This window comes from Mycobacterium sp. NAZ190054 (assembly GCF_001545925.1).
In the GTDB taxonomy this organism is placed as follows: Bacteria; Actinomycetota; Actinomycetes; order Mycobacteriales; family Mycobacteriaceae; genus Mycobacterium.
The window spans coordinates 1-10,073 of the sequence record NZ_LMVQ01000122.1; the positions used below are offsets into that span (position 1 = coordinate 1).

Annotated in this window: 9 protein-coding genes, 1 pseudogene and 1 riboswitch; of the genes and pseudogenes, 2 read left to right on the plus strand and 8 right to left on the minus strand. The window is 68.2% G+C overall.

Annotated features, from left to right (window positions below; all coding sequences use genetic code 11):
* Positions 1-171: 171 nt before the first annotated feature.
* Positions 172-936: pseudogene (locus ASJ79_RS10590) on the minus strand (APC family permease); the annotation flags it as partial.
* 97 nt (positions 937-1,033) lie between these two features.
* Between ASJ79_RS10590 and ASJ79_RS10595 the strand changes: the two are divergent.
* Positions 1,034-2,260, plus strand: coding sequence for a TetR/AcrR family transcriptional regulator (locus ASJ79_RS10595; protein WP_067954888.1), 1,227 nt, complete (start codon positions 1,034-1,036; stop codon positions 2,258-2,260).
* On the opposite strand, the gene ASJ79_RS10600 is transcribed toward ASJ79_RS10595, so the two are convergent.
* From ASJ79_RS10600 to thiC, 6 genes are all read right to left on the minus strand, one after another.
* Positions 2,227-2,493 carry a hypothetical protein gene (locus tag ASJ79_RS10600; RefSeq protein WP_067954890.1) on the minus strand — a complete coding sequence of 89 codons (267 nt, stop codon included), beginning with the start codon at positions 2,491-2,493 and terminating at the stop codon, positions 2,227-2,229. The two genes, ASJ79_RS10595 and ASJ79_RS10600, sit on opposite strands and share 34 nt — an antisense overlap.
* Before the next feature lie 9 nt (positions 2,494-2,502).
* Complete coding sequence (locus ASJ79_RS10605) at positions 2,503-3,993, minus strand: NAD(P)/FAD-dependent oxidoreductase (protein ID WP_067954893.1); 1,491 nt, start codon at positions 3,991-3,993, stop codon at positions 2,503-2,505.
* 30 nt (positions 3,994-4,023) lie between these two features.
* Positions 4,024-4,662, minus strand: coding sequence for a DUF4190 domain-containing protein (locus ASJ79_RS10610; protein ID WP_067954895.1), 639 nt, complete (start codon positions 4,660-4,662; stop codon positions 4,024-4,026).
* A gap of 14 nt (positions 4,663-4,676) precedes the next feature.
* Positions 4,677-5,291: an alpha/beta family hydrolase gene (locus tag ASJ79_RS10615; protein WP_067954897.1), complete on the minus strand. Its 615-nt coding sequence runs from the start codon at positions 5,289-5,291 to the stop codon at positions 4,677-4,679.
* The gene (gene thiD / locus ASJ79_RS10620) at positions 5,288-6,124 is read right to left on the minus strand and encodes a bifunctional hydroxymethylpyrimidine kinase/phosphomethylpyrimidine kinase (RefSeq protein ID WP_067954899.1); all 837 of its coding nucleotides are present in this window, start codon (positions 6,122-6,124) and stop codon (positions 5,288-5,290) included. The genes ASJ79_RS10615 and thiD overlap by 4 nt, the downstream gene beginning before the upstream one ends.
* Positions 6,121-7,635: a phosphomethylpyrimidine synthase ThiC gene (thiC, locus tag ASJ79_RS10625; protein ID WP_082753770.1), complete on the minus strand. Its 1,515-nt coding sequence runs from the start codon at positions 7,633-7,635 to the stop codon at positions 6,121-6,123. The genes thiD and thiC overlap by 4 nt, the downstream gene beginning before the upstream one ends.
* Positions 7,626-7,735, minus strand: a riboswitch (TPP riboswitch). (Overlaps the previous gene by 10 nt.)
* 111 nt (positions 7,736-7,846) lie before the next feature.
* Here thiC and ASJ79_RS10630 point away from each other — a divergent pair.
* Positions 7,847-9,577 (plus strand): MFS transporter, encoded by a 1,731-nt coding sequence (locus ASJ79_RS10630; protein ID WP_067954901.1) that lies wholly within the window; start codon positions 7,847-7,849, stop codon positions 9,575-9,577.
* Here the strand turns inward: ASJ79_RS10630 and ASJ79_RS10635 are convergent.
* The gene (locus ASJ79_RS10635; protein ID WP_067954903.1) at positions 9,574-9,954 is read right to left on the minus strand and encodes a hypothetical protein; all 381 of its coding nucleotides are present in this window, start codon (positions 9,952-9,954) and stop codon (positions 9,574-9,576) included. The two genes, ASJ79_RS10630 and ASJ79_RS10635, sit on opposite strands and share 4 nt — an antisense overlap.
* Positions 9,955-10,073 lie beyond the last annotated feature (119 nt).

Consider the following 10,073-nt stretch of genomic DNA (forward strand, 5'->3'; position numbering starts at 1 on the left):
GATATAAATTCCTCGAGTCATCAGACTTCTTATGTCGTCTCATCCCCCCCACCCTTCCTCCGTTCCCAACACGAAGCTCTTCCACCCGCCCATCGCGACGGTCTGCGAAGAGGTGCGTGACCCGGCACGGACGATCCCGCGGGCCGTCATGCTGGCGCTCGCGATCGCGCTGGCGGTGTACGCCGCGACCGCGGCGGCGGCGGTCACCACCGGCACCAGCGCCGGGAACCCGGCCGCCCGCACCGCGTCCGACAGCGGTGCGGTGGCCGACGCCAGACCCGCCACCCCGAGTTCATTGACCACCGCCACCGCGACCGCCGCGTACACCGCCAGCGCGATCGCGAGCGCCAGCATGACGGCCCGCGGGATCGTCCGTGCCGGGTCACGCACCTCTTCGCCGAGCGTCGCGATGCGCGCATATCCGGCGAACGCGAAGAACAGCAGCCCGGCCGCCTGCAGCACCCCGTACCCGGTGACCTCGGGTCCCGCGGACCCGTCCCCGCCGCCGGCGCCCAGCAGCACGACCACCACCACGGCCAGCACCGCCAGCACGAGCGCCACGATGACGCGGGTGAGCGTCGCGGACTTCTGCACCCCGGCGTAATTGACGGCCGTCAGCGCGAGCACCGCGGCGACCGCGACGGCGTTGGCGTGCGCCGGCCACACGTAGGACCCCACCGTGAGCGCCATCGCCGCGCACGACGCGGTCTTGCCGACGATGAAACTCCAGCCGGCGGTGTGGCCCCAGAACGGTCCGAGCCGCTCGCGTCCGTAGACGTAGGTGCCGCCCGATTGCGGGTAGCGCGCCGCCAGCCGGGCCGACGACATCGCGTTGCACACCGCGACCAGGGCCGCGACCGCGAGTGCGGCGAGCAGACCGCTGCCCGCGGCCGCCGCGGCGGGGGCCAGTGCGACGAAGATGCCCGCCCCGATCATCGACCCCAACCCCAGGGTGACGGTGTCGAACAGGCCGAGGCGCCGCCGCAGCGCCGACTCATCGGGCGAGCTCACGGGCAAACGATATCGTGGGACGGTGGCGAACACCGCCGGTGAAGACGGCGTCCGGCGTCGGCCGAAGGATCGTAAAGCGCAGATCGCGCGCGCGTCGGCGGAGGCGTTCAGCGCGCTGGGTTACCACGGTGTGAGCATGGAGATGATCGCCTCCCGGGTCGGTATCTCGGCCGCGGCCCTGTACCGCCATTACGCCGGCAAGTACGAGCTGTTCCGGGACGCCGTGCTCAATCTCGGTCAGCAGCTGGTGGACGCCACCGCCGGCATCGACGGGGACGACCCGCAGGTGGTGCTGGACCGGCTGGTGTCCGCGCTCACCGACACCTCGCTGGCCAACCGGAGTTCGGGAGGCCTGTACCGCTGGGAGAACCGCTATCTGCGCGGGGCCGACCAGGCGGTGCTGCTGGAGCAGATGCGGACCGTGCACGAGCGGATCCACCGCCCCCTGGCGGTGTTGCGGCCGGAACTGACGGCCCGGCAGCGTTCGACGCTGTCGACGGCGGTGCTCTCGCTCGTCGGCAGCATCGTCGACCACCGCGCCAAACTGCCCGCCGCCCAGGTGCACCTGTTGTTGGCGCAACTCTCGCGTGCGGTGCTGACCGCCGAGTTGTCAGGTGATCCGCCGCGCCACCCGCCCGGTGCCACACCGGCGCGCCCCGCGGTCGAGGTGTCGAAGTATGAAGCGCTGCTCACCGAGTCGATGCGGCTGTTCGACCGCAACGGGTACCGCGACACCACCATGGAGGAGATCGCGTCGGCGGTGGGGATACCGACTTCCGGTATCTACAAGTACTTCTCGGGTAAGAGCGACATCCTCGCGGCGATCTTCCGGCGCGCCGCCGACCGGGTGTCGGCGGAGATCGCCTCCGTCGTCGCGACCGTGCCCGACCCGGAGGAGGCACTCACCGCGGTCATCGACAGCTATGTCGAGCGGACGTTCGACCAGCCCGAGTTGGAGTGCGTTTACTACAGCGAGCGGCTCAACATGTCCGCCGCCGACCAGCGCATCGTGCGGGACCTGCAGCGTTCGGCGGTGGAGTCGTGGGTCGAGCTGGTGGTCGCGGTCCGACCGGAGTGGAGCCGCGCGGAGGCGCGGTTCGCCGTGCACGCGGCCATGGCGCTCGTCGTCGATCTGGGCCGCCTGGTGCGGTACGCGGACTCCGAGGAGGCCCGGGACACGGTGGAGGGCCTGGTCGATGTGACGCTGTTGGGCCGCTACCGGTTGCGGACGACGTTGCCGGCCAAGTAGAGCAGGTAGGCCGCCAACCCGGCGAGGGCGGGCTTGCGCGTTTTCGGGGAGGCGATGCCGAGCCCGACGGCGGTCTCGATCGCGCCGTCGATGTACACGTGCTGCCGGGTGTTGGTCGGGAACGCGGGCTTGGTCAGGCCCTCGTAGAGCGCGGGCGCGACGAAATGGGACAACCCGGCACCGGCGAGGACCAGTCCGGCGACGGTGGCGGCACGTGAATTTTCTTTGGGCACAAGCGGATACTAGATGATCCGATAATCGCTGAGCGGGAAGGTCGACGCTTCGGTGATGGCGTCGCGTGTCGACATCGGCCGCAACAGGCTCGGTTCGCCGTGTGGATTGAAGTAGTACGACCGCGATCCGGCACAGTTGCCCAGGGTCCACAGCGAGTCGCCGAGCAGTTCGGTCATCCGGTCCAGGTACGCGGTGTTGGCCTGCTCGGTGATCTCGAACGTGGTGGCGTTGCGGCGCTTGAGCTCACCGAAAAGCCGGTCCATCAGCCGCATCTGGTACTCCATGGTGTTGAAGAAGTTCAAACCGAGGAACGCATACGGACTGGACAGGCTCAGGTAATTGGGGAAGTAAGGCACCGAGACGCCCTGGTAGGCCTGGAAACGGTTCTCCCGCCACCACTTCCCGAGGTTACGGCCGTCGCGGCCGATCACCTCGATGGCCGGGAAGTTGGCCTCCCACAGGTCGAAACCGGTGGCCAGCACCAGGGTGTCGATGACGGTCTTGCTGCCGTCGGCGTTGACGATGCCGTCGGCGGTGATGTGGTCGATGCCGTCGCTCTGCAGGTGCACGTGCGGTTTGGTGAAGGTGCGGAAGTAGCTGTTGGAGAAGGTCGGCCGCTTGCAGCCGATGTCGTAGTCAGGGGTCATCCGGCGACGCAGGTCCTTGTCCCGGATCTGGATGAACTGGTTGATCTTGCACAGGTCCATCGCCGAGATGTTCAGACGGCGGAACAACGGGACCCGGTAGTGCACCACGCCCACGTTGATCATCACCTCGTAGATGGTGTCGGTGATCGCGCGGACGATGCGCTGGGTCCACGGCATTCGGGCGAACAGCCGCTTGGTGCGCTCGGAGATCCCGAAGTCGAGCTTGGGTGCCACCCAGATCGGGGTGCGTTGGTAGACCGTGAGATCGGCGGCCCTCTTGGCCAGTTCGGGGATCAGCTGCACGGCGGTGGCGCCGGTGCCGATGACGCCGATCCGCTCCCCGGTCGGGTCATAGGAGTCGTCCCACGCCGTGGTGTGGATGATCCGCCCGTCGAACTCGGTGATGCCCGCGATGTCGGGCATGTGCGGCTGGGACAGGAACCCGGTCGCGGTGACCAGGTACCGCGCGGCGAGCGTCGCGCCGTCGGCGAGATTCACCCGCCAGAGCTTGGCGTCCTCGTCCCAGCGCGCCCCCTCGACCGTCACCCCGAACCGCATGTGGCGCCGCACGTCGTACTTGTCGGCGACGTCGTCGGCGTACTGCTTGATCTCCGCGCCGGTGGAGAACAGCCGCGACCAGTTCGGGTTCGGCTCGAAGAAGTACGAGTAGGTGGTCGTGGGAACGTCGACGGCGAGCCCCGGATAGTGGTTGACGTACCACGTACCGCCCAGGTCGTTCTCCCGGTCCAGGATCACGAAGTTCTCGATGCCCATCCGCTTGAACTGGATCGCGGCGCCGATACCCGCGAATCCGGCCCCCACGATGACCGCGTCGAAGTGCTCCGAAGTCATGGCGCAACGGTACCCGAGGTCCGGGTCGGCTCAGCCGCGCAGCGAGCCGGTCCGCGGGGGGTTGAAGGTGGCGATGCAGGTCACCGTGCGGTCGCCGTCGGCCCAGGTCTCGGCGGTGGGGTAGAGCACATAGAGCCGCACCGAGTCGTCTGTGGCGGCCTGTGGGGCGTACCTCTGCAGCTCAGGCCCACATTTCTCCTGGTGGGCCTGGATCGCGGCCGACCCGGGGAAATCACCGTCCGGCACGGTGAGCACAGCGAACACCTCGCCGGCGTGCGGTTCGTCGCAGCCGACCGTCGTGACGTTGACCACCCGGTCCCCGGCGGGGATCTCCTGCAGGCAGTCGCCGAGCTCGACGTTCGTGGCTTCGACGGTGTCACTGCTGACCGCGACGACGAGGGCGACCGCGGCCACGATCGCCCACAGCACCGACAGCACGATGCCGGCGATCGCCATGCCGCGGCCACTGCCGTACGTCCTGGCCTTCGTCAGGCCGACGACGCCGCAGACCAGACCGACCAGGATGGCACCGATGAGACCGAAGATGAGCGCGACGATCGCCCACCAGTTGGTCCGCGGTGCCGGAACCGGCGGCGGTGGCTGGGCCGGCCCGCCCTGGTACGGCAGCGGCGGCGGCGGTGGGTAGCCGCCTGGCGGCGGGACGGTCACGCAGCGACGATAGCTCAGCGCAGCATCCGGAGGGCGGCATCGACCGCAAGCGCCGGGACGTCGAGCTTCTTGGAGTTGAGGTCGTGGCGGGCGCCGGTGACCTCGACGATCTCGGTGCGGGCGGCGACGAGCGCGGCGGCGGGCCGGAGCTCGTCCAACGTGCCGAACGGATCCGCGGTGCCGTGGGTGAACACCGTCGGCACCGCGATGCGCGGCAGGTGCTCGGTGCGGGCCCGCTCGGGCTTGCCGGGCGGGTGCAGCGGATACGAGAACAACGTCAGCACATCGAGTTCCAGGCCGTCGGCGACGGCCATCGACGTCAGCCGTCCGCCGTAGGAGTGCCCTCCGGCGATTACCGGGCCGCCGGCGAGGTCACGGACGGCGGCGACCGCCTCGACGACACCGGCGATGTCGGTGGCCGCGGAGCCGGACGGTGGGCCCTTGGGGCGGCGCCGCCGGTAGGGCAGGTTGTACCGCACCGCGAGCCATCCGCGGCGCGCCCATTCGTCGCAGAGCGCCTGCAGCATCGGCGATTCCCGGCTTCCGCCGGCGCCGTGCGTCAGCGCGACGACGCCTGCGGGGGTGCCGCCGGGTTCGTGCGCGATGCCCGCGATGTCGTCGAGGGTCATGTCGAGAGCCGGAACACGGCGGAGACGGGGCCATGGCCCTGGCCCAGCGGATAGGCCGCGCGCAGGCATTCGGTGACCCAGCGCTTTCCGAACGCGACGGCGTCGGGCACGGTGTACCCGTGCGCGAGGGCGCATGCGGTGGACGCGGCGAGGGTGTCGCCGGCGCCGTGGTCGTGCACCGTGTCGATGCGGGTGGCGTCGAACTCGTGGAAGTCGGTCCCGTCGAACAACAGGTCCGGGCTGTGCGCCGACGCACGCAGGTGCCCGCCCTTCACCAGCGCCCACTGCGGGCCGAGCGCGTGCAGTGCCCGTGCGGCGGCGCGCTGGGACTCCTCGTCGACGACGTCGATGCCCACGAGCAGACGGACCTCGTCGAGATTCGGGGTCACCAGCGTGGCCAACGGGAACAGCTTGTCGCGCATCGTCTTCAGCGCGCTGGGATGCAGTAGCGCATCGCCGTGCATGGACGCGCAGACCGGGTCGACGACCAGCGGCACCCTGCCGTGCAGTCCCTGGGCGACCCAGGTGTCGGCGACGGTGTCGATGATCTCCGACGAGGCGAGCATCCCGGTCTTGGCGGCCTGCAGCCCGATGTCGGAGGCCACCGCCTCTATCTGGCCCGAGATGATGTCGAGCGGAATCTCGTGGAAAGCCCTGACACCCAACGAGTTCTGCACCGTGACCGCGGTGACGGCGACCAGGCTGTGCAGACCGAGCAGTGCGAAGGTGCGCATGTCGGCCTGGATCCCGGCGCCGCCGCCGGAGTCGGACCCGGCGATGGTCATGACCCGCAGCGGGGTCTGGCCCGGCGGGGTCAGCGGCAGGTACGTCATGGTGTCACCACCGGAAGGTACACGCGGGAAGCCTCCTGGATGTCGTGGCTGATACGCATCGAGCAGAACTTGGGCCCGCACATCGAACAGAAGTGCGCGGTCTTCGCCGGTTCGGCCGGCAGCGTCTCATCGTGGAACTCGCGGGCGGTGTCGGGGTCCAGGGACAGATTGAACTGGTCCTGCCATCGAAACTGGAAGCGCGCCTTGGACAGCGCGTCGTCGCGTTCCTGTGCGCGGGGGTGGCCCTTGGCCAGATCCGCGGCGTGGGCGGCGATCTTGTACGCGATGACGCCGTCCTTGACGTCCTTGCGGTTGGGCAGCCCCAGGTGTTCCTTCGGAGTCACGTAGCACAGCATCGCGGTGCCGGCCTGCGCGATGATCGCCGCGCCGATCGCCGAGGTGATGTGGTCGTAGGCGGGGGCGATGTCGGTGGTCAGCGGACCCAGCGTGTAGAACGGCGCTTCGTCGCAGAGCTCCTCCTCCAGGCGCACGTTCTCGACGATCTTGTGCATCGGGACGTGGCCGGGGCCCTCGATCATCACCTGCACCCCATGACTTTTCGCGACCCTGGTGAGCTCGCCGAGGGTGCGCAGCTCGGCGAACTGAGCGGCGTCGTTGGCGTCGGCGATGGAACCGGGCCGCAGGCCGTCACCCAGGGAGAACGTCACGTCGTAACGGGCGAGGATGTCACACAACTCGTCGAAGTTGGTGTAGAGGAACGATTCCCGATGATGCGCGAGCATCCAGGCCGCCATGATCGACCCGCCGCGGCTGACGATCCCGGTGACCCGGTCGACGGTCAGCGGGATGTGGCGCAGCAGTACCCCGGCGTGCACGGTCATGTAGTCGACGCCCTGCTCACACTGTTCGATGACGGTGTCCCGGTAGATCTCCCAGGTCAGCTTCTCCGGATCACCGCCGACCTTCTCGAGGGCCTGGTACATCGGGACGGTGCCGACCGGCACGGGCGAGTTGCGCAGGATCCACTCGCGGGTCTGGTGGATGTCGCGGCCGGTGGACAGGTCCATGACCGTGTCAGCGCCCCAGCGGGTGGCCCACACGAGCTTGTCGACTTCCTCGGCGATCGACGAGGTCACCGCCGAATTGCCGATGTTGGCATTGACTTTGACGGCGAACGCCTTGCCGATGATCATCGGCTCGGCCTCCGGATGGTTGTGATTGGCCGGGATCACCGCGCGGCCGCGCGCGACCTCGTCGCGGACGAGTTCGGACGAAACACCCTCGCGCTCGGCGATGAACGTCATCTCGGCGGTGATCTCGCCGGCCCGGGCCCGCTGCAGCTGGGTGCCGCGGTCCCGGGTGACCGCCCGGCGGGGCAGGCCGGCCTCCAGGTCGATGACGGCGCTGTCGTCGGTGTACGGGCCGGAGGTGTCGTACAGGTCGAGGTGCTCCCCGTTGGTGAGCTTCACCCGCCGGAACGGAACCCCGTTCCGGTACACCTTGGTGCTGCCCTGAATGGGGCCGGTGGTGACGTTGACACAGTCAGACATTGCATTCTCCCTACGCCGGCATTACCCGGTCAGGTTCGTACGGTCGACGGGCCTACCCGTCCTCTCAGCGCGCTCGGTACGCGCTCCCGCGATTGGTGACGGGTGACACGCTAGCGCAGCAACCTCGCACAGGGAACACCACGCCGCCGGAATTGCCGACACCGGATTTACATAGCTAATATATGCACTTTGTGGATGAGGTGGGCGACTGATGACAACGGAAATCCAGACCGGTACCGCTGCGGAGACCGCGCGGCGCCGCGGGCGCATGAACGCCGACCACCCTCGCTACAAGTGGATCGTCCTGTCGAACACCACGCTGGGAACCCTGCTGGCGACGGTCAACGCGTCGATCGTGCTCATCTCGTTGCCGGCCATCTTCCGGGGTATCGGGCTGAATCCGCTCGCGCCGGCCAACATCAGCTACCTGCTGTGGATGCTGATGGGGTATCTCGTCGTGACCGCCGTGCTGGTCGTTCCGTTCGGGCGGCTCGGCGACATGTTCGGGCGGGTGCGGATCTACAACATCGGGTTCGCGGTGTTCACCCTCGCGGCGGTGGCACTGTCTTTCGATCCGTTCCATCTGGACGGAGGTGCGATCTGGCTCATCGCGTGGCGGGTGGTCCAGGGCATCGGCGGAGCGATGCTGATGGCGTCCTCGTCGGCGATCCTGACCGACGCGTTCCCGCCGAATCAGCGCGGGATGGCGCTGGGCGTGAACATGGTGGCCGCGGTGGCGGGGTCGTTCCTCGGACTGCTCGTCGGTGGTGTGCTGTCGGAGTGGCACTGGCAGGCCATCTTCTGGGTGGGTGTGCCGATCGGGCTCGCCGGGACGGTCTGGAGCCTGCGGTCCCTGGTCGAGATCGGTGTGCGTGCGCCGGGCAGGCTCGATTGGGCAGGCACACTGACGTTCGGCATCGGGCTGACGGTGCTGCTGATCGGGATCACCTACGGCATTCAGCCCTACGGAGAGTCGACGACCGGGTGGACCAACCCGTGGGTGCTGGGGTCGATCGCCGCGGGGCTGGCGCTGCTGGTGGTGTTCTGCGTCGTCGAGCTGCGGGTGGCCCAACCGATGGTGAACGTCCGGTTGTTCCGGTCGACGGCGTTCGGGATGGGGAACATCGCGGGGCTGATGTCCTCGATGGGTCGGGGTGGCCTGCAGTTCATGCTGATCATCTGGTTGCAGGGCATCTGGCTTCCGTTGCGCGGGTACGACTTCGAGGTCACTCCGTTGTGGGCCGCCATCTACATGCTGCCGATCACGATCGGCTTCCTGCTGGCCGGGCCGATCGCGGGATGGCTGTCCGACCGGTACGGCGCGAGGCCGTTGACCGTGGGCGGAATGCTGTTGATGGCGGTCTCGTTCGTCGCGCTGGTGATGATCCCGGTGGACTTCGACTACTGGGTGTTCGCGGTGCTGATCTTCCTCAACGGTGTCGGTGGCGGCATCTTCACCGCCCCGAACACCGCGGCGATCATGTCGAGCGTGCCACCGGCGGAACGTGGCGCCGCGTCGGGTGTGCGGGCCACGTTCTTCAACGCCGGGTCGTCGCTGTCGATCGGTATCTTCTTCTCGCTGATGATCGTCGGGCTCGCGAACTCATTGCCCGGGGCGTTGAGCAGCGGCCTTCAGGAGCAAGGAGTTTCGGCCGGTGTCGCCCAGCAGGTGGCGGATCTGCCGCCGGTCGGCAGCCTGTTCGCCGCGTTTCTCGGCTACAACCCGATCGCCGAACTGCTCGAGCCCTACCACGCGCTGCAGCAGCCCGGTGTGAACGCCGAGGTACTGACGGGGCAGACCTTCTTTCCGCATCTGATCACCGGACCGTTCCACTCGGGCCTGGTCGTGGTGTTCGTGGCCGCGGCGATCATGATGGTGATCGGCATGATCGCGTCGATGTTCAACCCGGGCCGGTATGCCGAGGTTCCCGCCGACGTCTAGAACAACGCGCCACGGACATAGAAGTCCTCCAACCTCCGGGTGATGATCGCGCCGACCGGTAGTCGCGCCGCGATCTCCAGGTTGTCGTCCGCGACATCTTCAGCCCAGGAGGCGGGCCAGCCGCCGTCCTCAAGGCTGGTCTCGAACGCGAGTATCACGTCGTCGCGCGTCATGTCGGATTCCACAACCATCGCGGTCGTGGTGGCGCGATGGGAGGCCGCCCCGGCGAATCCACGCCCACAGCCGCACGGGCCGTCCGGGTTGCGGCGGTCCCGGTCGCACGGGTCCTGGATCCACACCAACTCCCGCTCGATGCAGAAGTGGTAGTCGCCGGGGTGCGTGCCCTGCGTATGGCCGGTTGCCACAAGGATTTTCATCGGCTCTCCTAAAAGGGTGGGGGTTCGTCGGGGTCGGGGTCGGCACTGCGATAGCGAGCCCGGCGGGAGCGGACACCTCGACGAACGAGACGCCGAGTTCTGCGGACTCGTCCTCGGAG

Bases quoted from the DNA above. Each gene is read 5' to 3' on its own strand.
- thiD (WP_067954899.1), bottom strand. From the start codon at position 6,124: ATGACGTACCTGCCGCTGACCCCGCCGGGCCAGACCCCGCTGCGGGTC.
- ASJ79_RS10605 (WP_067954893.1), bottom strand. From the start codon at position 3,993: ATGACTTCGGAGCACTTCGACGCGGTCATCGTGGGGGCCGGATTCGCG.
- ASJ79_RS10635 (WP_067954903.1), bottom strand. From the start codon at position 9,954: ATGAAAATCCTTGTGGCAACCGGCCATACGCAGGGCACGCACCCCGGC.
- thiC (WP_082753770.1), bottom strand. From the start codon at position 7,635: ATGTCTGACTGTGTCAACGTCACCACCGGCCCCATTCAGGGCAGCACC.
- ASJ79_RS10615 (WP_067954897.1), bottom strand. From the start codon at position 5,291: ATGACCCTCGACGACATCGCGGGCATCGCGCACGAACCCGGCGGCACC.
- ASJ79_RS10630 (WP_067954901.1), top strand. From the start codon at position 7,847: ATGACAACGGAAATCCAGACCGGTACCGCTGCGGAGACCGCGCGGCGC.